The organism is Ilyomonas limi, from assembly GCF_005233845.1.
Classification (GTDB): Bacteria; Bacteroidota; Bacteroidia; order Chitinophagales; family Chitinophagaceae; genus Ilyomonas; species Ilyomonas limi.
Genome location: NZ_SZQL01000011.1, coordinates 1 through 21,917, shown reverse-complemented (window position 1 = coordinate 21,917; position 21,917 = coordinate 1). Strand labels below are relative to the sequence as shown.

General features: G+C 41.4%; 21 protein-coding genes. 13 read left to right on the top strand and 8 right to left on the bottom strand.

Going from position 1 to position 21,917, the window contains the following annotated elements; genetic code table 11:
* Positions 1-138 precede the first annotated feature (138 nt).
* From FC093_RS13925 to FC093_RS13915, 3 genes are read right to left on the bottom strand one after another with little or no spacing between them, the layout of a single operon-like run.
* The gene (locus FC093_RS13925; protein WP_137262408.1) at positions 139-708 is read right to left on the bottom strand and encodes a chemotaxis protein CheB; all 570 of its coding nucleotides are present in this window, start codon (positions 706-708) and stop codon (positions 139-141) included.
* Positions 690-1,514 (bottom strand): CheR family methyltransferase, encoded by an 825-nt coding sequence (locus FC093_RS13920; RefSeq protein WP_240743307.1) that lies wholly within the window; start codon positions 1,512-1,514, stop codon positions 690-692. Before FC093_RS13920 ends, FC093_RS13925 begins: the two co-directional genes overlap by 19 nt.
* A gap of 11 nt (positions 1,515-1,525) precedes the next feature.
* Complete coding sequence (locus FC093_RS13915; RefSeq protein ID WP_137262407.1) at positions 1,526-1,888, bottom strand: response regulator; 363 nt, start codon at positions 1,886-1,888, stop codon at positions 1,526-1,528.
* 539 nt (positions 1,889-2,427) lie between these two features.
* On the opposite strand from FC093_RS13915, the gene ychF reads away from it, so the two are divergent.
* On the top strand, positions 2,428-3,525 hold the full coding sequence (ychF, locus tag FC093_RS13910; protein WP_137262406.1) for a redox-regulated ATPase YchF: 1,098 nt from the start codon (positions 2,428-2,430) through the stop codon (positions 3,523-3,525).
* Between the two features lie 118 nt (positions 3,526-3,643).
* Here the strand turns inward: ychF and FC093_RS13905 are convergent, their stop codons facing one another.
* The 4 genes from FC093_RS13905 to ytxJ all read right to left on the bottom strand — a co-directional run bounded on the left by FC093_RS13905 (position 3,644) and on the right by ytxJ (position 9,414).
* On the bottom strand, positions 3,644-4,360 hold the full coding sequence (locus FC093_RS13905) for a head GIN domain-containing protein (RefSeq protein WP_137262405.1): 717 nt from the start codon (positions 4,358-4,360) through the stop codon (positions 3,644-3,646).
* 186 nt (positions 4,361-4,546) lie between these two features.
* Positions 4,547-6,838, bottom strand: coding sequence for a sodium-translocating pyrophosphatase (locus FC093_RS13900; protein WP_137262404.1), 2,292 nt, complete (start codon positions 6,836-6,838; stop codon positions 4,547-4,549).
* 571 nt (positions 6,839-7,409) lie between these two features.
* On the bottom strand, positions 7,410-8,903 hold the full coding sequence (locus FC093_RS13895; RefSeq protein WP_137262403.1) for an NAD(P)H-hydrate dehydratase: 1,494 nt from the start codon (positions 8,901-8,903) through the stop codon (positions 7,410-7,412).
* Positions 8,904-9,087: 184 nt separating this feature from the next.
* A complete protein-coding gene (ytxJ, locus tag FC093_RS13890; RefSeq protein WP_137262402.1) occupies positions 9,088-9,414 on the bottom strand; it encodes a bacillithiol system redox-active protein YtxJ in 327 nt (108 codons plus the stop codon).
* Positions 9,415-9,650: 236 nt separating this feature from the next.
* Between ytxJ and FC093_RS13885 the strand changes: the two genes are divergently transcribed.
* The 6 genes from FC093_RS13885 (at position 9,651) to FC093_RS13860 (ending at position 14,955) form a co-directional block, all read left to right on the top strand.
* On the top strand, positions 9,651-11,039 hold the full coding sequence (locus FC093_RS13885; RefSeq protein WP_137262401.1) for a UDP-N-acetylmuramate--L-alanine ligase: 1,389 nt from the start codon (positions 9,651-9,653) through the stop codon (positions 11,037-11,039).
* Between the two features lie 130 nt (positions 11,040-11,169).
* Positions 11,170-11,841 carry a hypothetical protein gene (locus FC093_RS13880; RefSeq protein WP_137262400.1) on the top strand — a complete coding sequence of 224 codons (672 nt, stop codon included), beginning with the start codon at positions 11,170-11,172 and terminating at the stop codon, positions 11,839-11,841.
* 74 nt (positions 11,842-11,915) lie between these two features.
* Positions 11,916-12,671 (top strand): L,D-transpeptidase family protein, encoded by a 756-nt coding sequence (locus FC093_RS13875; protein ID WP_240743306.1) that lies wholly within the window; start codon positions 11,916-11,918, stop codon positions 12,669-12,671.
* Positions 12,672-12,717: 46 nt separating this feature from the next.
* Positions 12,718-13,263: an RNA polymerase sigma factor gene (locus tag FC093_RS13870; RefSeq protein WP_240743304.1), complete on the top strand. Its 546-nt coding sequence runs from the start codon at positions 12,718-12,720 to the stop codon at positions 13,261-13,263.
* Complete coding sequence (locus FC093_RS13865) at positions 13,264-14,109, top strand: anti-sigma factor (RefSeq protein WP_137262399.1); 846 nt, start codon at positions 13,264-13,266, stop codon at positions 14,107-14,109.
* 156 nt (positions 14,110-14,265) lie between these two features.
* On the top strand, positions 14,266-14,955 hold the full coding sequence (locus FC093_RS13860) for a YggS family pyridoxal phosphate-dependent enzyme (RefSeq protein WP_137262398.1): 690 nt from the start codon (positions 14,266-14,268) through the stop codon (positions 14,953-14,955).
* Positions 14,956-15,037: 82 nt separating this feature from the next.
* Here FC093_RS13860 and FC093_RS13855 read toward each other — a convergent pair whose 3' ends face one another.
* The gene (locus FC093_RS13855) at positions 15,038-16,285 is read right to left on the bottom strand and encodes an MFS transporter (RefSeq protein ID WP_137262397.1); all 1,248 of its coding nucleotides are present in this window, start codon (positions 16,283-16,285) and stop codon (positions 15,038-15,040) included.
* Positions 16,286-16,393: 108 nt separating this feature from the next.
* On the opposite strand from FC093_RS13855, the gene FC093_RS13850 reads away from it, so the two are divergent.
* The 6 genes from FC093_RS13850 to FC093_RS24065 all read left to right on the top strand — a co-directional run.
* Positions 16,394-17,062, top strand: coding sequence for an MgtC/SapB family protein (locus FC093_RS13850; protein ID WP_137262396.1), 669 nt, complete (start codon positions 16,394-16,396; stop codon positions 17,060-17,062).
* 88 nt (positions 17,063-17,150) lie between these two features.
* Positions 17,151-18,146 carry a tryptophan--tRNA ligase gene (trpS, locus tag FC093_RS13845; RefSeq protein ID WP_137262395.1) on the top strand — a complete coding sequence of 332 codons (996 nt, stop codon included), beginning with the start codon at positions 17,151-17,153 and terminating at the stop codon, positions 18,144-18,146.
* A gap of 256 nt (positions 18,147-18,402) precedes the next feature.
* Entirely contained in the window at positions 18,403-19,038 is a 636-nt protein-coding gene (locus FC093_RS13840; protein WP_137262394.1) for a deoxynucleoside kinase, read from the top strand.
* 213 nt (positions 19,039-19,251) lie between these two features.
* Complete coding sequence (locus tag FC093_RS13835) at positions 19,252-19,803, top strand: transposase-like zinc-binding domain-containing protein (protein WP_449404368.1); 552 nt, start codon at positions 19,252-19,254, stop codon at positions 19,801-19,803.
* 628 nt (positions 19,804-20,431) lie between these two features.
* Positions 20,432-21,691, top strand: a complete 1,260-nt coding sequence (locus FC093_RS13830; RefSeq protein ID WP_240743303.1) for a tyrosine-type recombinase/integrase — start codon at positions 20,432-20,434, stop codon at positions 21,689-21,691.
* Positions 21,692-21,707: 16 nt separating this feature from the next.
* Positions 21,708-21,917 (top strand): hypothetical protein (locus tag FC093_RS24065; protein WP_206106574.1); only part of this gene is annotated, 210 nt, incomplete at its 3' end.

Below are 21,917 nucleotides of genomic sequence, written 5' to 3'. Positions count from 1 at the left end.
GATTCTATTGTTATTTCATCCGGAGCTGTTCCAGTGCAGAGAGCAGAGAACGCAGCGTTTACGCGGAGATAGACTAAACTCAGCGAAACCTCCATTTACTCCTTTTCCACACCCGGTGAACAGAAAAGACATTATTCACTACTCACCATTGATAAACCTGGCAATCCCTTCCGGCTCCAGGACGTAATCTGCTGCGCCATTATTAATGGCTTGCTGCGGCATAAAAGGCGACTCAGCCGTTTGTGGATTTTGTACAATGGTAGTTCCGCCAAACTGCCGGATGGTCTCCAGTCCATGCGTGCCATCAATATTGGAACCTGATAATAAAATACCAAATAACTTTTGCCCAAAAGCTTCGGCGGCTGTTTCAAAACACACATCTATGCTCGGTCGGCTGTAATTGATTCTTTCCGAAACATCGAGCGAAAATGTATAATCTTTTTCTATCAGCAAATGATAATTGGCGGGCGCCACATAAATGAAACCAGGCAGCATCGGTTCTTTTTCATCCACTTCTTTTACCGTGATACCCGTACGATAGGAAAATACTTCTATGAGCGCTGTATCGTACCCGCTTTTCCGGTGCAGCACAATGACGATAGCTGCAGCATCCAGTGGTTGCAGGCGTGCCAACAGGTACAGCAGTACATCAAAACTACCCGACGAGCCGCCTATAACAAACACCTTTTTTATTTCATCTTGCGCCATATTTTTTCCTTCCCGTCAATTTGTTTATAATTCTTTTCTATCGGTGCAAACCGTAGTGTTTCTTTGGCGCCCAACGCTAAATAACCCAGTGTTTCAAGGCTTTCATCAAACAAACCGATCGCCCGGTCTTGCAGGTGTTTATCAAAATAAATAAGCACATTGCGGCATAATATCAGTTGAAACTCATTGAATGACCTGTCAGATACAAGGTTGTGCATGGCAAATATAATTTTGCGGCGCAGTTCCTCATTAAACTTTACATGACCGTTGGTAGTGATGTAATAATCGGAAAAAGCTTTTATGCCGCCGCTGAGAATATAGTTTTCGGAATATTGCTTCATATTACTCAGAGAGAATACGCCCTGTCTTGCTTTTTCCAGTACTTCCTGGTTGATATCGGTAGCATACAGCAGCGACTTATGTAGCAGGTTAGCTTCTTTAAGCAATATGGCCATAGAGTACACTTCTTCACCGGTAGAGCAGCCGGCATGCCAGATGCGGATATAAGGATAGGTGGCTAAATGCGGCAATACCTTTTCCTTCAGTATCCTGAAAAACTGCGGGTCCCGAAACATTTCGGTAACGTTTACGCTAATCGCTTCCACAAAACGGTTGAGGTAGGTTTTATCGTTGCGCAGCCGGTAGCGCAGCTCCGCAAAGCTCGGAAAACGGTCCACCGCCAGTATGCGGTTGATGCGTCGTTTAATAGAAGCTTTGGTGTAATTGGTAAAATCATATCCATACAACTCCAGCACATCATTTAACAATAATTCAATCTGCTCGTCGCTTATCATCGTTGCTTCCACACGCTTCCGTTTTAAAATTGCGACAATACCTTTAGCAACTTATCTACATCTACCGGCTTGGAGATATATGCATCGGCGCCTTCGTCCAGTATTTTTGTCTCATCGCCCTGCATAGCCTTGGCTGTTACTGCAATTACCGGAACAGAAGCAATAGCTACATCGTTTTTGATAATCTTAATAGCTTCATAGCCATCCATGTCCGGCATCATTATATCCATCAGCACCGCTGTTATCTGCTGGTTGCTGCGCAATAGAGCAATGCCTTCGGGTGCCGATGTTGCAGTGATACAGTCAAAGTGTTTAGCCCTCAATACCGCCGATAGTGCGAAGATGTTGCGGGTATCATCGTCTATTATCAATATTGTTTTTCTCATAAGCGTAAACAACTTTAAAACCAAAATTGTAATTAAACAAATAAATTTCGTTTGCTACTTTTGCGCGCCCGTAAAATGTTGATGATTGGGCATTATTAATTGATTAATTGGGTGGAGCGTTAGTGGCAGGTGTATGGGATTGCCCATTGAAAAATCACATAAAAAGGCAACGGTTGGAAAATAGAGTACAGTGAGTGCTGGCTAAAAATATTTAGAATAAAATACTCAGTTTTAGCCGGTAAAATATCGCATAGTAAAAAGCTTTGGTGAGCGTTCTTGAAATAGACATCTATAGGAATTTATTAGCCAATCCGCAAACTTAATACTATAATCCATCTTAGAGTAAGTGGAGGCGTTAGCCGGACAAACGCGCGGAGCGGATCGGGTTGTCCTTGATCTTTTTGGTTACTTTTTGCATCAATGCCTGTCCCGATAATATCGGGAGGAAAAAGTAACAAACAGTAATTATAAAATCATCCTTACAGCTTTAGTTTATTAGATAATAAAAACAATTGAATAATTACAAATAAAAAATAAATATGTCTTTACAGGCTGGAATCGTAGGATTGCCCAACGTAGGCAAATCCACCTTGTTTAATGCCGTGAGCAGCAGCGCCAAAGCACAGGCAAGCAACTACCGTTTTTGTACTATCGAGCCGAATGTAGGCTTGGTGGATGTGCCGGATGAGCGTCTGCAGAAGCTGGCCGAACTGGTGCATCCAGACCGGATAGTGCCAACCCAAATTGAAATTGTGGATATTGCCGGACTGGTACGCGGTGCCAGCAAAGGAGAGGGGCTGGGCAACAAGTTTTTAGGCAACATCCGCGAGGTGGATGCCATTATACACGTGATCCGTTGTTTTGAAGATGAAAATATATTGCGCGAAGAAGGCGCCATTAACCCGGTAAGCGATAAAGAGATTATTGATACTGAACTACAGTTGAAAGACCTGGAAAGCGTGGAAAAGAAATTGCAGCGCACCGAAAAGATGGCAAAAGCTGACCCGAAAATGAAAGCAGAGCTGGAAGTGTTGCTGCGTTGCAAAACACACCTGGAGCAGGGCAAAAGCATTCGCTCTCTGGATTTAAGCAAAGAAGAGCGCAATGCCATTGCTGATTTGTTCTTATTAACCGAAAAGCCTGTACTTTATGTAGCCAATGTGGATGAAGCTTCGATGCACACCGGCAACAAATATTCGGAGGCTTTAGTTGCTTCTGTAACTGGTGAAAATGCAGAAGTGATTATCATGAACAACTCCATAGAGGCGCAGATAGCCGAAATGGAAAACAAAGAAGACCAGCAGATGTTTATGGAAGAATATGGCATGACAGAACCGGCACTCAACCGGCTCATCCGCATGGCGTATCATTTACTCAATTTAAACACGTATTTTACTGCCGGCGTGCAGGAAGTGCGTGCATGGACGATTGGCAAAGGCTGGAAAGCACCACAGGCTGCGGGTGTCATCCATACCGACTTTGAAAAGGGATTTATTAAGGCTGAAGTCATCAGTTACGAAGATTACATTACCTATGGCTCCGAAGCAGCCTGCCGCGATGCCGGTAAGCTGCGCATCGAAGGCAAAGAATATATTGTAAAAGATGGCGATGTAATGCACTTCAGGTTTAATGTGTAAAGTGCCTGTTTTTTGTATAATGCTGACAGGGCGCGGAACTCTGTCAGCGTTTTTATTTAGGGGGAAGATACAGCAGCCTTATCAGCACCACATCGGTACAATCATTATCCAAAAGTCATTACTCCATCTTATTTATTCCACCAGAGCCTGAAACTTCAGTTGAAACATCCGGCGAACCTTTATAATACACCTTGCCACTACCCGAGATATGCGCATCCAGCGTTTCGGTTGCAGTTACTTTGATTGTGCCCGAGCCGCTGGAGCGCGTAGTTACATTCGCCGCGGTTACACCAAGCATATCTACATCGCCGCTGCCGCTTATTTCCACCTGCACCTCTTCGGCACTGCCATGCTGCACTATTATATTGCCGCTGCCACTGATAGAACTACGAAAGCTATGGACAACCAAAGTATCTATTGTCGCATTGCATGAGCCACTGAGGCTTAGCTGAAAATGATCAGTCTCAATGCGTACCGGTGCATAAATACTGCCGGATCCACTCATACGTATGCTGCTGACGTTGGGAGCTGTAATATTAATGCGTACACCTTTCGACTTGATATTTACATTATTACGGTCAAATCGTATCTGCAAGGTATTGCCGCTTACATTGGTTTCAATCAGATCGGTAATGTTTTGCTGTGCCTGTATCTGTACTGTATATTCTGCACCGGTGTAATAATATACTTCGGCAGGCACGCTTACATCAATTGCCGAGAAATTGGCTACTGTTCTGTCGGTAGTAGTAACAGGTCCTTCGCCTACTACTTTATCGCACGATGAAAAAATTGTGGCCGCCAGCACAATAACAAACAAGTGTTTTAACTGTTTCATTTTTTAAAGAGTTTATTGTATAACAATTCAGGTTGCTTTTACCCTTATGTATCAGCAGCCCTTCTTAAAAGAATAGATTGAAGGAAAGAGGAACAATCCTATAAATATGCTGCCTCGCATGTTGTAATTAAAACAAAAAGCCCTTGTGCAAATGCACAAGGGCTTTGTCAATAAAAAACAAACCAATTATTTAAGTACGATTGTTTTATGATCCGTTGTTTTACTAATGGCAGGCACTTCCTGTTTGATTTCTGTTTTATTTTTAGAAACGCCCGGCGCATCAATCGTGTTTGTATTATTGGCATATAAACTGGCCAGCGTTGGCGCAATTACCAATGATACAATAGACATCAGCTTGATTAAAATGTTCATAGATGGGCCGGAAGTGTCCTTGAACGGATCACCAACCGTATCACCTGTTACAGATGCTTTATGCGGCTCAGACTTTTTGTAGTACATCTGACCATTAATTTCTACCCCTTTTTCAAAGCTTTTTTTGGCATTATCCCAGGCACCACCGGCATTATTCTGGAACATACCCATCAGTACCCCGCTCACTGTAGCACCCGCTAAAAATCCGCCCAATGCTTCTGGTCCTAACAGGAAGCCAATCAGCAGTGGAGAAACGATAGCAATAGCACCTGGCAGCATCATTTTTTTGATAGAAGCTTCGGTAGAGATAGCTACACACTTGTCGTATTCCGGCTTGCCTGTACCTTCCATTATACCCGGAATAGTACGGAACTGGCGGCGTACTTCTTCCACCATTGCCATAGCGGCCTGACCAACCGCACGGATAGCTAACGAAGAAAAGATGAACGGTATCATTCCTCCAACAAATAAGGAAGCCAGTACTTTCGCCTTATAAATATCAATACCTGCCATTTCGTAGCCATTGTGATTGACTACGCCTACATACGCTGCAAACAAAGCAAGCGCTGTTAATGCGGCAGAAGCGATAGCAAAACCTTTACCAGTAGCAGCCGTAGTATTACCCACCGCATCCAGTACGTCTGTTTTTTCGCGCACTTCTTTTGGCAGCTCGCTCATTTCGGCAATACCACCTGCATTATCGGCGATTGGTCCAAAGGCATCAATTGCCAATTGCATAGCCGTGGTTGCCATCATACCGGCGGCGGCAATAGCCACGCCATACAAACCGGCACAGGCATACGAACCATAAATGCCGGCAGCCAAAACGATAATAGGTAATAACGTAGATTCCATACCCACTGCCAAACCACCAATCACATTAGTAGCATGACCGGTACCCGACTGGCGGATAATGCTCATTACGGGACGTTTGCCCATAGCAGTATAATATTCAGTAATGATACTCATTAGCGTACCTACTGCAAGACCAACAATGATAGCGCCCAACACGCCTCCGCGGGTAATAGCAATAGCACCGGTTACTACCTGTGCAGGATTATCGGCTACAAAATCGCGCTGCAGGTAAACGGGTGTTTCGGGTAAAATATAATATACTAAAAATGCACTCGCAATGGCCGTGAGAATAATAGAGCCCCAGTTGCCCATATTTAACGCTTTTTGCACATTGGAGGTATTGATGCCCGCATTATCACTCACTTTTACAAACAAAGTACCGATTATGGAAAACACAATACCTACACCAGCAATCGTCATTGGCAGCAGGATAGGAGCGTAGCCGCCAAAATTGTCGTGCGATACAGCTTCCTGTCCAAGCACCATAGTAGCAAGTACCGTTGCAACATAAGAACCAAACAAGTCGGCACCCATGCCTGCCACATCACCCACGTTGTCACCTACATTATCTGCAATGGTAGCGGGGTTGCGGGGGTCATCTTCAGGAATTCCGGCTTCTACTTTACCTACCAAATCGGCGCCTACATCGGCTGCTTTGGTATAAATACCACCACCTACGCGGGCAAACAAGGCAATAGATTCTGCGCCCAGCGAAAAGCCGGTGAGTACTTCTATCGTACGTACCATATCAGCCGAGTTAGCATCTGCTTCGGGTGCAAAAATGTGCTTTAACACCAAAAACAAACTGCTTAAACCCAATACTGCTAAGCCAGCTACACCTAACCCCATTACCGAGCCGCCGGTAAAAGAAACATTTAATGCTTTTGCAAGACTGGTACGGGCTGCGTTGGCTGTACGCACATTAGCTTTAGTGGCTACCTTCATACCAATAAAACCTGCCACCGCACTGCTTACTGCACCTATAATAAAGGCAATGGCTATAGACCAGTGAGAATTTTCGTTGCTCATTGCCATTACACCCAGCAGTATGGCAACAATAATTACAAAGTAGGTGAGTATTCTCCATTCTGCACGTAAGAATGCCATGGCACCTTCGGCAATATGGTTGCTGATTTCACGCATGCGTTCATTACCAGCCTCCTGCTTAGATACCCAATTGAATTTAACAAAGGTGTACAACAGCCCAATGATACCAAAAACGGGCACTGCATAAAAAAGCAAACTCTGCATAAGCAAATTTTGTTAGGAAGATTATAAAATTTATGGGCAGCAAAAATAGGGGTTAATGAATATAATTATTTAAAAACATAAGCTGCTAAATCCTGTTTACCTAAAAAAAAATCCATTCTGTCTAAAAAATAGGTCAGTGGAAGCATAAGCGTTTAGCTTTGCAGTACCAATCAGGAAAAAAGTTATTCAACATATTTCAAAATACTATCCATAGGGGTATGGATTGTTTATGAAGGGTACAAAGGGGTTCAGTCTTGAACTCCTTTTTATTTTGTAATTGGCGTAAATAATTATATGTACAGTTACAAAAACATTTGGCTGCAAACAACAACTGCGAAAGCATATATTCTTACAGGAGCCTAGATTATCTTAACATCACAGACTGTTACCAGTTATATATCTTAATTAATGCTATCAACATGCTGGAGAATGAAGTAAAATGCTGTAAAAGCTTAGCTTGTTTTAATATATGCTTCTTTAATAACCTACAATCGCCTACAAGGCTATCCTCCGCAATTATGTATAAATTATGATAAATGAATTGAATTTATGCTTCTTACGCAGGCCAATTTCAAGCCTCTTTCTTGTTGCTTATTTGTTTAAAAGCTTTTCCTAATTTTTCAACCATATCAGTAGGCAGCAAACTTTCATACGATTGCTCTTCGAGGCACCAATCACCAGCTAAACCGTGTACATATACACCCAGTATAGCAGCCCCAAAAGGTGAATACTGTTGTGCTAATAATGCAGTAATGATACCTGATAAGATATCGCCAGAACCGCCGGTAGCCATACCTGCATTGCCAGTGGTATTAAAGTACCCTTTGCCTTCGTTGGCTATTAATGTATAATGTCCTTTTAATACAATAATGATATTGTATTGTACAGATGCGTCAATTGCTTTTTGCATGCGCTCAAAGTCGTTGCTGCTTTCACCAAATAAGCGGTCAAACTCTTTGGGATGTGGTGTAATAATTGCATGTTTCGGAAGAAGTTGAAGTAAGTCTGTATGCCTGGCTATAATGTTCAAAGCATCGGCATCTAAAAGCATCGGTTGTTTATATCGCTCTACAACATTTAGTAACAGCGTAATCATTTCATCGGCAGTTCCCAAGCCAGGACCTATGCCAATTGCATCATATTTACTTATATCCGGTATTTCTTTTCTATTAATCACCATTGCTTCGGCGGTGGTGGTTTGCAGCACTGCAAATTCCTCCCGGGGTATAGCGCAGGTAAGCAATCCCACGCCACTGCGCAGGCAGGCTTTTGCACACATCACGGCTGCACCCATTTTACCTGTATTACCTGCTATCAACAAGGCATGACCATACGTGCCTTTGTGCGAAAAAGCTTTGCGCGGCTTATACAGGTTGACAATCATCTCTTCGCTCACCATTTCATAAATGGCTGTTTCATCGTCTTCATATTTATTTTCTAAACCAATAGGCAGCACTATTACTTCACCAAAGTATGCAGCATTTTCGGCAGCAACAAAACACAACTTCAACGATTGAAAAGTAAGGGTATAAGTTGCTTTGATAATCGTGTTATTGTTGGATGTTTCATCGGTAAATAAACCACTGGGCACATCAATAGCTATCACTTGTTTTGCATAGTTATTTATATGCTCAACCAACTGCTGGTACAAGCCGGTTAATGGCCGGTTTAATCCAAAGCCAAATAAGGCATCAATAACTATATCTTCTTCATTTATGGCAGGAAACTGCTCTGCTGATTGCAGGTAATGAATGTCTGTGGTGAGCGATCGTAAACGGGCAAGATTTTGTTGAAAATCGGGTGTGCCGGTAGCACCAAATGCTGCAATGTAAACAACAGCGCCGGTACCGTTGGTTAATAGCTGTCTTGCAATTGCCAGACCATCACCGCCATTATTGCCTTTGCCACAAAATATTTTAATGTTGCGGTTAGCAAAATTTTGTTGAATTATCCAGTCGGTGCAAGCCTGCGATGCCCGCTCCATCAGTTCAAGTGAAGATATTTGCTGATGCTTGATGGTGTAAGCATCCCAATGCTGCATTTGCCAGGCAGTAAATAGCTTCATATTTGCTTGTTTTTAGAATGAATATAAACAAATATGAAGCTAATATCGATTGTATAGTGGAGAATATCTGTAAATGACTTGATGTACGATGTAAAAATTCATAAATAAAAAACGTAATAGTTTGAGTGTGTAATGCTACCTCAAACTATTACGTTTTGCTTTATTGAAAGAAATCAAAAGCTATCTACACTTGCTCTATTATGGCATCCATTGTAATGCCATAATGGCTTTCATCGTACACACATTCGCCATTTTTAATGAGCAACACTTGCGGCGACTCGTGGTACACATCATATTCCTGCGCAATTTTGTTGGATATATCGCGGTGCCTTATTAAGTCGAGGATATAACAGTCCACTTCTTCGGGCACCTTGCTGCGCTCAAGCCGGGTTAATATCATGCTGCTAATGCTGCAGCGCGTGCTGTGCTTGAATATAAATTGCGGGCGGTTGAAAGATTGCTGGTCAATCTCCGTGAGCTGGTCTATATTTGTCAAATGAATCCATTTCATACCGACAAAAAAACAAAATGTATGCCCTTACCTGCTGTTTCTGACTTTAAAATAATTTTTGTCATGCGACGGACAATCTGACCAATTGTTACGGGAAGCTATGCAGGAGCTAAAAAACGCTGCCAGCACTATAATGAGCAATAAAGAAGTCACTATTTGTTTCATAAACATTTTCTTTGTTTTATGAAGGGTTGTACTAAATAATTAAAGAGCTAAATTACTCATTTCATATTCGTATGGAGTTTAATAAAACTTATAATCCACTTAAGATTCACTTAATTGCTATTGGTGGCAGTGTAATGCACCAGTTGGCAATTGCGTTGCACCAAAAAGGCTATATGGTAACCGGCAGCGATGATGAAATATTTGAACCTGCAAAAGCTAATCTGGAGCAAGCCGGTCTATTGCCCAGACAAATGGGCTGGAACGAGGAAAATATTACACCAGATATAGACGCGGTAATACTCGGTATGCACGCAAAAGCCGATAATCCTGAACTGGCAAAGGCGCAGCAATTGGGTTTAAAAATATATTCTTTTCCGGAATATATCTACCAGGAAAGCTACAATAAAACCCGTATTGTGATTGGTGGCAGCCATGGCAAAACAACGACTACCAGCATGGTAATGCACGTGTTTAAAGAGGCTGGTAAACCGTTTGATTATCTGGTAGGAGCCAAGCTCGAAGGCTTTAGCCAGAGTGTAAGCATAACCGATGCGCCGGTAATTATTTGCGAAGGCGATGAATACCCGGCAAGCACGTTGGAGAGGCGCCCTAAGTTTCATTTTCTCTATCCACATATTGCAGTTATTACAGGCATCGCGTGGGATCATATCAATGTGTTTCCAACGTTTGATTTTTATCTGGAGCAGTTTATTATTTTCATTAATAAAATAGAGCCTGGCGGTATATTGATTTATAATGAAACGGATGAAGTATTGAAAAAATTGGTAGAAGCTAATAAGCGCGCCGACATTCGTTATCAGCCATACAACGTTCCCGCGCACGCTATCGTTTACGGAAAAACAACAGTGACGATTGATAACCAACCCGCCATCTTGCAAGTATTTGGCAACCACAATTTATTAAACCTGCATGCTGCTTATTATGTATGTAAAGAATACCGCATTGCAACCGATACTTTCTTACATGCGATAGCCACTTTCAGCGGCGCTGCCAAGCGTTTGCAATTGATTGCCGCCAGTGATTCCATAAATGTATATCGCGATTTTGCCCATGCGCCCAGCAAGGTAAAAGCTACCATCCGGGCAGTAAAAGAACAGTTTCCGCAACGTAGGCTATTTGCTATTTTGGAGTTGCATACCTACAGCAGTTTGAATGCTGCTTTTATGCAGGAATATGCCGGTGCGATGGATAAAGCCGATGTGGCAGTAGTATTTTATTCGAGACATGCGCTGGAGCTTAAACGCATGCCGCCGCTGACGCCCGAAAGTGTGCTGCAAGGTTTTACTAAGGAAGGCTTATTGGTGTTTAATGATAAAGATACTCTTTGGCAATGGATGCAACAACAACAATATGAACAAAGTTGCGTACTGCTGATGAGCAGTGGCAACTATGATGGTTTGCCTGTGGAAGCTTTTGCAAAAGAGCTTGCTGGTGAATGAGTATAAAATTTTGATATAAAAACATTTTATAACATTCCATCTTCTGTTCTTAATATTCGCTTGAAAATGGAGTATTGCCCTTTCATCATTCCCTTTTACCCTTAATTTCGCAACTGAAAAAGTTTGTTATATGATGAAGACATTAGGAATTGTAGCTGCGTTATATTGTCTCGCTATTTTGTGTAGCTGCCAAAAAGAAGTTGAGTCCCATACAGATATACCGGTAACAGATACCACGGCTGCGGGCGAAGGTTATATGCCACTCACCGCGGGCACTTATTGGGTGTATAAAGATTCCGGATTTTCCAACGCTTACGATACTTCTACCGTACTGGACGAGGATACTATTATTAATACAATTACTTTCACAAAAGTGCATACCGTAAGTGCTATCGGGGATAATGACGCCTATTATGCCATTAAAGACCATAAGTATTATTTCAGTATTGAAGAAGACAGTATTCCGGTAACCATGCTGGTACTCAACGATACTGCAAGTGTGGGTAGTAGCTGGGAGTATGATATGGGTGCTATTAATGGTGTACCCACGAGGGGCACCGGCACAACAGTAGAAAAACTTGCTACTTTTACCGTGCAGGGTAAAACGTATGCAGAGGTAATACATACCCAATATGTACTGGCTTTCAACTTTCTGGGTACTTACACCGACTTTGCTACCTACGATTTTTATTTTGCTAAAGGTATAGGCGTTGTAAGGTCAAAAGTTGCTATATCGGATGTATTGGGCACTGGCGATGGTATAACTGCAACGCAGGAGTTGATAGATTATAGCATCAAATAAATTTAAATAGTTTGTATTCCATTTAACGCTTGTTTAAGCCAATTTTTATAAGTATTGAAATATTTTTGACTACTATGAGCCGGTTACTTCTTGTTGCAATTTTTTCTATTTTTATTTTTAATGCAGCTACTGCACAAAGTTCTTTCGTAGATTTTCAAAAAAGTTTTATGCGTGTGGCGTATGCTTTAAGAGCAAATGAAGATACGCTGCGCAAGCAGTTTGCGGCCGAGGGACTTACCTGGCCAGCTAAAGAAATTTACCTGCGCTCTTTTAAGTACGACAGCCAGTTGGAAGTGTGGGTGCGCAACAACAGCAACGAAGCGTTTAAGTTGTTTAAAACGTATAAGGTGTGTGCAATGGCAGGTGCAATTGGCCCCAAGCGTATGCAAGATGATTACCAGGTTCCGGAAGGTTTTTATTATATCAATCAATTCAACCCCAACAGCAATTATCACCTGGCATTAGGCATTAATTATCCTAATGAATCGGACAAAGTATTAAGCGATTCGCTTCGTCCCGGCAGCGGTATTTATATACATGGCAGTTGCATTACCGTAGGTTGCATTCCGCTGATGGATGGACCTATAGAAGAAGTGTATCTGCTGGCAGCAATTGCCAAAAGTGAAGGCGAAGATTTTATACCGGTTCATATTTTTCCGGTACGCTTCAACCGGCAAAAAAGTATGGATTATTTGCAGCGTGTGACCAAAGATGACGGCGAACTGCAAAAGTTTGAATCGAAATTAAGAGAGGTGTACGATTATTTTGAAGAAAACAAAAAACTCCCTTTTATTGCCGTAAATAAAAAAGGGGAATATGTGATTATGTAATGAAAATCACTTTATTTTACCCTTTAATACAATACACTAACTACTTTTGACCGACCTCCTCCATAATGAAGACGAACTGTTAAGGCGCCTGAAGCTATATGAGGAGCAGGCTTACCGCTTTTTGTACGATCATTATTCCAAAGCTTTATTTATAGTAATAAAGCAAATCATACCACAGCAGGAAATAGCTGAAGACATATTGCAGGAAACATTTGTAAAAGTCTGGCAGAACATTCACACCTATGATGGTTCGCGTGGCCGTTTATATACCTGGATGCTGAGTATTGCGCGTAATCTTTCCATTGACCGTACAAGGTCTAAAGAATTTAACAAGCAAAGCAAAACTGGTGCATTGCAGGAAAACGTATATACATCAGCCCCTACCGAAGAATCCCGTGTAACTGATGTAGGATTAAAAAAAGTATTAAACTCTATACCTGAAGAAAATGCAAGATTGATAGATTTGGCATATTTTAAAGGTTATACGCAGGAAGAAATAGCAAAAATTTTGGTGATACCGGTTGGCACGGTTAAAACCCGCATGCGATCGGCTATTGCCAGTTTAAGAAAATTAATAAAACCAAATGTTTAATTGGATCTGAGTTGTATCATATCGTCCGGTGACCTTGAGTTGTATGTATTGGGAATGCTCTCAAGCGAAGATGCCTATAAGATAGAGCAGCTTGCAAAGCTGTTTCCTGAGGTGCAGGCCGAGCTTTATGCAATAGAAGATGCATTACTTAACGCAGCCAACGAGGTAGAAGAGTCGCCCTCCGCTGCTGTAAAAGACCAGCTTTTCAACAGGTTGAAGAGCCTGCCTGTAGGCAACGATGCAACTACCTCATTACCCGGTGCGATACCGCTTTCTGATGGTCATACAACAGCTAAAATAATTCCTATGTACCAGCCTAATCGTAGCAATAGTGGTTTGATTGCGGCTGCTGTAATAGGAGTATTATTAGCTATCGGATCAATCGCTTATACATTTATAAACAATAATCGGCAGCGCGTGCAAATGGCGGCTATGCAGCAACAGATGGACAGCCTGCAAAATTATGCTGCTGCACAGCAGCAGCAGCTTGCGCAGTATGCCAGCGATATGCGCTTTTACCGCGATACGGGCTATAAAATGATTAACCTGAAGCCTATGCCCAACCGCCCTAAAGATATATTAGCACAAGTATTTTGGGATACCCGGACAAAGGCTGTTTATGCTACTAATATATCACTGCCAAAAGCACCTGAAGGTAAGCAATACCAACTATGGGCTTTTGTAAACGGCAAGCCGGTGAGTGCCGGATTGTTCGACGAAAAGACCGGTACGGTTGAACAAATGAAAACTTTCAACCAGGCCGAAGCTTTTGGTATTACGCTTGAAAAAGCCGGTGGTGTATCTTCGCCTACCGTATCTGAAATGTATGTACTGGGTAAAGTATAGATTCCCGGTTTTCTTTTCCTCCTTTTACGCTGTTTTGCCCGTAGCTGCCAGCATAAAGAAGTTTTATTTATCTTTTATTTTATCAATCTTAACGTCTTTGCGCCTTTGCGGTTTAAAAAGGTTAATCAAATTACTTTTGCATAAAAGCAAAACCGCATGGCTATTAATGAGCAGCAGTATAAGGAGATAAAAAATAAATTGAATAATTATGATGCTACACTGGTTGCAGTAAGCAAAACCAAACCTATCGAAGATATTCAGGCATTGTATGCGTTTGGCCAGCGTGACTTTGGTGAAAATTATGTACAGGAATTAACGGATAAACAATCCCAATTACCTAACGATATTCGCTGGCATTTTATTGGTCATTTGCAAAGCAATAAAGTAAAATACATTGCTCCTTTTGTGCACCTTATTCATGGTGTGGATGATTATAAACTTTTGAGAGAAATCAACAAACAAGCTGCAAAACACAAACGTGTTATTGATTGTTTATTGCAGGTACACATCGCACAGGAAGAGACAAAATTTGGTTTAAGCGATGAAGAATTGAAACAAATAATTAATGAAGTAATAAGCAATCCTTCTGCTTTAAACAACATCTGCATCAAAGGCCTGATGGGTATGGCCTCCAACACCGATGATGAGCATAAAACAGGGGCTGAGTTTCGCCATTTAAAAGGTTTATTTGATAAATATGCTGCTCTGTCAACCAGCAATTTTCGGCTATCCATACTTTCTATGGGTATGAGCAGCGATTATATTATTGCGTTGGAAGAAGGTAGCACTATGGTACGGATTGGAAGCCTTTTGTTTGGTGCAAGAGATTATAGTAAGGCCGGGTAATTTTTCTACTGAAGAAGTATAAATAATTTCAACAAAATGTTCTAGCTTTCGTATTCAATACAGTTAATTATCTCCCTGCAGCTCATCTTTCCTCCAACACCACAATTGGTTTTGGCTGTTCCTTTCTCGCACGTTTGAAATATGGAATAAAACACAACGTAACAACAGTGCCCGCGATACCTTCTATCAATACTGTATGCGGACCGGTGAAGTAGTGCGCCGAAGCACCAACGAGCAGGCTGCCAATCGGCTGCATACCCTGAAACGCCATTACATAATAACTAATTACACGCCCTCGCATCTTTTCATCCACATTCGTTTGGATAAACGTATTGGTGGCTGCAATCATCGCCAGCATACCGGCTTCTGCCAGCATAATAAACAAGAGCGCTATATCAAAATCTTTATTAAAAGAAAAAATAGATAAGCATATGCAAAATAACAGTGTTGCATAAATAATAATGCGCAATAAATTTCTGCCGGTTTTCAGGTTCGCCATGAATATCGCGCCAAGTAATGCACCCAATCCTGATATACTATTGAGCCAGCTAAACGTAGTTACATCGCCTTTAAACACTGTTTTTGCATACAGCGGCAACAAGGTAGAATATGGCATTGCCAGCAAACTGATTAGTGCAATATGCAGTATTGCCGAACGCAGTCCGTTGTGATGCTTCAGGTATTGATAGCCTGCATGCAGATTTTGCCAAATGTGCTCTTTGGGTTTAGTGCGCTCCGGCACTTTTATTTTCATCATCAGCAGCGAACCAATAACCGCAACAAAGCTTATAAAATTGAGAAAAAAACATACATCTTCACCATAACTGCTCAGCAATATACCGCCTGCTGCGGGGCCAATAAGTCTTGCCAGTGTTACCATCGAAGAGTTCAATGCAATGGCATTGGGCAAGTCTGTTTTTTCTCTTACCAACACAATCATCATGGACTGCCGTGCCGGTGTGTCAAATGCATTAATGATACCCAGTGCAACACTCAAGAAAATAATGGCTGCTATGTTATAAAAATTTATAAACACAATAAGCGCCAGCAGTCCCGCTTGTACCATTGAAGCGATCTGTGTTTTCAGCAGGGTGCGGTAACGGCTATGCCGGTCCACATACGCGCCGGCATATGGTGAGAGCAACAGGATTGGAATTTGTCCTGCAAACGCCACTACACCCAGCCAGAATGCCGAGTGGGTAATAGTATAAACGAGCCAGCTTACCGCAAGGCGCTGCATCCAGGTGCCAATGAGCGATACTGCCTGCCCCACAAAATACAGCCTGAAATTATAATACCTTAATGCGCGCAAAGAAGAAGGTAAAGCCATACAGCAGCATTCTACTGCAAAGAACATGCTGATTGATAAGCATTGGCAAAGTCATGCGGCAGCAAAAAGGCAATGCATTCATTCAAAGTTGCGAAGTATTTTTGATGAATGATTGACTGGAAAGAAGTAATAATTCGCTTGTTGTTGGCAGCATTCTTTGGTGCTGTTATAGGTTTGGAAAGGGAACGAAAAGACTGGGCAGCCGGCTTAAGAACACACATGATGGTATGCTTGGGTGCAGCCCTATCCATGATCGTATCTACTTATGGTTTTAATGATGTGTTGGGAAAGGAAGGTATTGGCCTCGACCCATCCAGGGTAGCAGCACAGGTAATTAGCGGCATCGGCTTTATTGGGGCAGGAACCATATTATTTTTACGGCAGGGAACCATTCGCGGCTTAACCACTGCATCGGGGCTGTGGACGGTTGCTGCTATTGGTTTGGCAACAGGTGGTGGCTTGTACTTTGCGGCAGCTATGACAACCATACTGGCGATTATTATTCTTTGGATATTACAACCGATTGAAAGAAAATTTTCGAGCCGCTTCAAGCAAAAAAGTATAAAAATTATAACAGTAAATAAAGACAAATCGGTGGAAATAGTCAACAGCATTTTTCGACTTAATAATGCGGATATAACTGCTTTTTTGCTGGATAAAACAGAGGATGAATTTGTGATTTCTTTCAAATTCAAAAAAATAAATAAAACCGAACTGGTACAACTAATAAAAGACTGGCAGGCAGATACTGCAATTAAAGAAGTGGTTTGGGGGTAAATTGAACCTGATAAACCACTCTCACAGATAACCTTAATTGGTTCTTTTGCCTGTTCCTTCGCATCGTATTTATTATCTTCGCCACCTTATGAAAGAGATAGTTGTAAGTGGCATTCGTCCAACCGGTTTTTTACATTTAGGTAATTATTTTGGTGCGCTGCGCAATTATGTGCGTATGCAGGAACAATACAACTGTTATTTTTTTGTAGCCGACTGGCACAGCCTTACTACGCATTTGGATACCAGCGGGCTGCAAGCTTCGGTGTATCGTGTGCTGGCAGAGAACATTGCCTGTGGATTGGACCCCGATAAAGTAGCCCTGTTTGTGCAAAGCGATGTACCCGAAATAGCAGAATTATATCTTTATTTAAACATGCTGGCATACAAAGGTGAACTGGAAAAAACGCCCACGTTTAAAGATAAAGTACGTATGCAGCCAGATAATGTAAACGCTGGTTTGCTTACTTATCCGGTATTGATGGCAGCAGATATTTTAATACACCGTGCTGTAAAAGTGCCTGTAGGCAAAGACCAGGAGCAACACCTGGAAATGGCGCGCAATTTTGCCACCCGTTTCAACAACCGTTATGGCGAAGTATTGGTGTTGCCTCAAGCATTTAACTTTGGTAATGAACTAGTGAAAATCATGGGACTGGATGGTATGGGCAAAATGAGCAAAAGTGAAAACGCTAATGCTACCTTGTATTTAGCCGACGAAGATGAAGCCATTCGCAAGAAAATAATGAAGGCTAAAACCGATAGTGGACCAACCGAACCAAACAGTGCAAAGCCCGATTATATTCAAAACCTATTTACTTTAATGCAACTGGTAAGCGAGCCTGCTGTTGTAGAAAAGTTTGAAGCAGACTTTAATAATTGCAACATCCGTTATGGCGATATGAAAAAGCAATTGGCCGAAGACATGGCTGTTTTTATGAAACCTATCCGCGAAAAAGCACAAGCCATACAGAACGATAATAATTACTTATCAACAATTATTCGCCAGGGTGCAGATAAGGCAAGAACAAGTGCTAATGAAACATTGCAACTGGTGCGCAAGGCAGTAGGTGTACATTATGTGTAAGAAAATATTTTCATTCACATACCTGCAGGAGTGTTTCATAAGTAAATACATTTATAAATTACAAGCATTCTTATAAACAGCATAAGAAAATACTACCGTCATTCCGCAGAGCTGCCAATAGGCAGATAGAATCATAATCAAATTAGCGGCAGCATTGCGCGGAATCTGTACGTAAAAGAATCATATTTTAATTCGGAAATTATACATACAACTAATTACCGGAAGCCAAAAGCCACCGGCTAACAATGATTGACACATGCCTAAACAACAAAAGCCAAAACATATAGCAGTTGCCGGAAATATTGGTGCCGGCAAAACAACACTTACTGAATTGTTGAGCAAGCATTATCGCTGGATTCCGCAGTTTGAAGATGTGGACAACAATCCATATCTCATGGATTTTTATGATGATATGCCACGTTGGAGCTTCAACCTGCAGATTTATTTTTTAAATAGCCGTTTGAAGCAATTGCTGGAAATACAAAACGGCACCGAAACAGTAATTCAGGACAGAACCATCTACGAAGATGCCAATATTTTTGCGCCCAACCTCCACGATATGGGTTTAATGAGTCAGCGTGATTTTGATAATTATTACCACTTTTTTCAAACACTGAAAAGCATGGTGCAACCCCCCGATCTACTCATTTATCTAAAAGCATCTGTGCCAACTCTTGTAGGGCAAATACAAAAGCGCGGTCGCGAATACGAGGAAAATATTCGCCTCGATTATTTGAAAAAGCTGAACATTTTATACGAGAAATGGATTGAAGGTTATAACGAAGGCAAGCTGCTGGTGATAGATGTGGATAAGAATAAATTTCCTGAAAACGACGAAGACCTTGGTGAAGTAATTAGTAAGGTTGATGGAATGTTGTTCGGTTTGTTTTAGTTTTTTTCACCGCGGAGAACAGGAGGTAGAAGCATTTACGCGGCGTTGTTTTATAAAAGAAATTATATAAATTTTCGTGTTGCTCTTATATAAAAAATAACTATGCAGGCATACTACTGAGAATGGTTGGTAAAATTTGTTGAGATATAATACAGTAAAGGATTTGAAGGAAGTTTGATGAGAGGAGTTTGATCAGATTTTTTCTTTTTACGAATTCTTCAAAGAAAACAATACCGGGCTTGTGATCATTTGGAAGTAATGAGATGGGGAGAACATCAGGGAAAGCAAAGATTTAAGTGTAAAAGCTGTTTACTGGCATACCAGGATGGTTTAGACGGGCACACCCAACTCATCAGGGTTTCGGATGAAAAGCATCATAAGGAGATTAAAGAAGATCCGGATAATCTTATTCGCTTAGGCGTGCATTTGGAAAGTATCACAGCCGACGGACTTAAAAGCATACTCAAAGTCATCAAAAGATCCTTACCGGATGTAAATGTTCAAAGAATGCTGATACATATCCAAAGAATGTGCCTGCTGTGGCTTACACGCTATCCTGAGCATGCATCAGGACAAGAACTTCGTAGTCTGGTTTTAGTGCTACTCAAAATAAAAACACAGAACAATAAATTGTTTTGGATCAGAGAGCTCAATAACCAAAAAGTGGTGGATGATACAGGTATATCAAAAGGTCAACTCTATGAAAAAGGGTTTAAAAAATTTATAAGTAAAATGATGAAAGTTCAAATTAAGACAGTACCATAATTTTGGAATATGTGTAATGTAATTTGTAAAACAAGGGAAAGTATTGTTTTAACCATTGTGAGGATTTATGTCCATCCAAGAGGCTTTTTATTGGACCCGATACTCTTAAGTAGAAAATTATCTACTGTTGCTTTTACATTCATCTTTTAAAGCAAAATGCTGCTAAGGCTTTCCCAGTCAGTATTACAACCTACCTTTGACTACAATGCGGATAACTCAAAAGTTAGATTTTATCTCAAAATTTGGGCACTTACAGGCCTACATGGTGACATTAAACAAGGATCGATAATTTACAAGTAAATTATAACCTGATTTTGTAAATAAGTTTCATGAAAAGTAATCTGGTGTAAAAGTGATAAAAAAGAGAGGAACAAACTTATTATACAAATACGATCGTTTTTGTATAATGAATATTTGTTATTGATTGTATCACTTTTTAATCTTTGTTAACGAACGCAAAGAGGTAATGTGGGGTGGAAGATAGGCACCGTGAATCGCGGTTTTCAACATTGGGAAACACAACCTGCCTTATATAATTGTGTTGTTTACAATAAAAACGTATTTTGCTGCACCAAAGCTTAGCAACGAAATAAAAAACCATCAACCTAAACCTACATTAGTTTACATAATGATCGACGTTACCTTGCAACCACTGCAGCACCGTGGCATGATGCAGATAGCTGTTCTATTTGAACGAAATGTGAAAGTAGCTTCCATAGTGAGAAAGCTCCATGGTGCCCGCTGGAGCCGAACAAATAAATGCTGGTATTTACCACTTTCTAAAGAAAACTATTCTATCCTTTTTTATGCGCTACGCCCACATTGCCAGCTGCGAACCACTGCCATGCAGCAATGTTTCAAAAACAGTGAGCAGTTATCTACTACCACAACTACAGCAGTTGTGCAGTCAAACACTACCACTCATACATTGCTAAAAAACACTAATGCTTTACCACTCAGCAGGAGTAAGATCATTTTACCTGCCGGTAGCGTTAAGCTACATACAAGCAATATATACCCCATCAATGCACAGGTACTTACTACTATGCGCCAGCAGCTGGAGTTAAAAGCATACAGCCAAAGTACTATCAGTACATACTTAAAGGAGATGAGCGTTTTTTTGCAAACGATAAAAGGGTGTAAAGCAAGTGAATTTACCACCCAACGCATCAAAGATTACCTGCAATACTGCTATACAGCCTTAGGACTGAGCGAAAATACCCTGCACAGCCGCATCAATGCCCTGAAGTTTTATTATGAACAGGTGCTCAAACGCGAACGTTTCTTTTGGGAAATACCACGCCCCAAAAAGCAACTGGTGCTGCCGAAAGTTTTGGGAGAAGATGAACTGCGCAGGCTTTTCAATGCCATCACTTACAAAAAGCACAAAGCCATTCTGTTTACTGCCTACAGTGCGGGATTGCGTGTAAGCGAAGTCATCAACCTGCAGTTAAAACATATAGACCGCAGCCGTATGCAGTTGTTCATAGAGAGGAGTAAGGGCAAAAAGGACCGTTATGTGGGTCTCAGTCCGGTGCTGTTGGATATACTTGAAAAGTACTATGAAGATGTGCAGCCAAAGCCTGTGATTTATTTATTTGAGGGACAGCAACAGGGTACCAGGTACCAGGTGCGGAGTGCGCAAAAGGTATTTCAAATAGCTAAGGAGAATGCTGGTATCCATAAAGAAGTTGGATTTCACAGCCTGCGTCACTCCTTTGCCACCCATTTGCTGGAAAAGGGCATAGATATCCGCTACATCAAAGATATTCTGGGACATTTTAATATTCATACTACCGAGCGGTATCTGCATGTGAAAAAGGAGAAACTGGTAAACATCATCAGCCCGCTGGATGATCTGTGGGAAAAAGAAGAACTGGACTGGTAAATGGCATTGCCGAACCATGAAAATAAAAAAAGCGAATGGAAGCGAATTGATTATCAATAGTGTAAAATATTTTGGAGGAATTGAAAGTTCGCGTAATATTTGTGTTATGCGTAATTTTTGGCAACAGGGTAATAGATTGCGGGACGTTTTGCCTCAGGCGACAGCCGGCAGAGAGCAGGCAACCATCCAATGCAGCAGGAATTGTAATCAGGACAGCCGGCAGACA

Coding starts and splice junctions, on each gene's coding strand:
- FC093_RS13855 (WP_137262397.1), bottom strand. CDS start 16,285: ATGGCTTTACCTTCTTCTTTGCGCGCATTAAGGTATTATAATTTCAGG.
- FC093_RS13840 (WP_137262394.1), top strand. CDS start 18,403: ATGCCTAAACAACAAAAGCCAAAACATATAGCAGTTGCCGGAAATATT.
- FC093_RS13885 (WP_137262401.1), top strand. CDS start 9,651: ATGGAGTTTAATAAAACTTATAATCCACTTAAGATTCACTTAATTGCT.
- FC093_RS13925 (WP_137262408.1), bottom strand. CDS start 708: ATGGCGCAAGATGAAATAAAAAAGGTGTTTGTTATAGGCGGCTCGTCG.
- FC093_RS13875 (WP_240743306.1), top strand. CDS start 11,916: ATGAGCCGGTTACTTCTTGTTGCAATTTTTTCTATTTTTATTTTTAAT.
- FC093_RS13915 (WP_137262407.1), bottom strand. CDS start 1,888: ATGAGAAAAACAATATTGATAATAGACGATGATACCCGCAACATCTTC.
- FC093_RS13860 (WP_137262398.1), top strand. CDS start 14,266: ATGGCTATTAATGAGCAGCAGTATAAGGAGATAAAAAATAAATTGAAT.
- FC093_RS13895 (WP_137262403.1), bottom strand. CDS start 8,903: ATGAAGCTATTTACTGCCTGGCAAATGCAGCATTGGGATGCTTACACC.
- FC093_RS13880 (WP_137262400.1), top strand. CDS start 11,170: ATGATGAAGACATTAGGAATTGTAGCTGCGTTATATTGTCTCGCTATT.
- trpS (WP_137262395.1), top strand. CDS start 17,151: ATGAAAGAGATAGTTGTAAGTGGCATTCGTCCAACCGGTTTTTTACAT.
- FC093_RS13905 (WP_137262405.1), bottom strand. CDS start 4,360: ATGAAACAGTTAAAACACTTGTTTGTTATTGTGCTGGCGGCCACAATT.
- FC093_RS13850 (WP_137262396.1), top strand. CDS start 16,394: ATGATTGACTGGAAAGAAGTAATAATTCGCTTGTTGTTGGCAGCATTC.
- FC093_RS13900 (WP_137262404.1), bottom strand. CDS start 6,838: ATGCAGAGTTTGCTTTTTTATGCAGTGCCCGTTTTTGGTATCATTGGG.
- ychF (WP_137262406.1), top strand. CDS start 2,428: ATGTCTTTACAGGCTGGAATCGTAGGATTGCCCAACGTAGGCAAATCC.
- FC093_RS13830 (WP_240743303.1), top strand. CDS start 20,432: ATGATCGACGTTACCTTGCAACCACTGCAGCACCGTGGCATGATGCAG.
- ytxJ (WP_137262402.1), bottom strand. CDS start 9,414: ATGAAATGGATTCATTTGACAAATATAGACCAGCTCACGGAGATTGAC.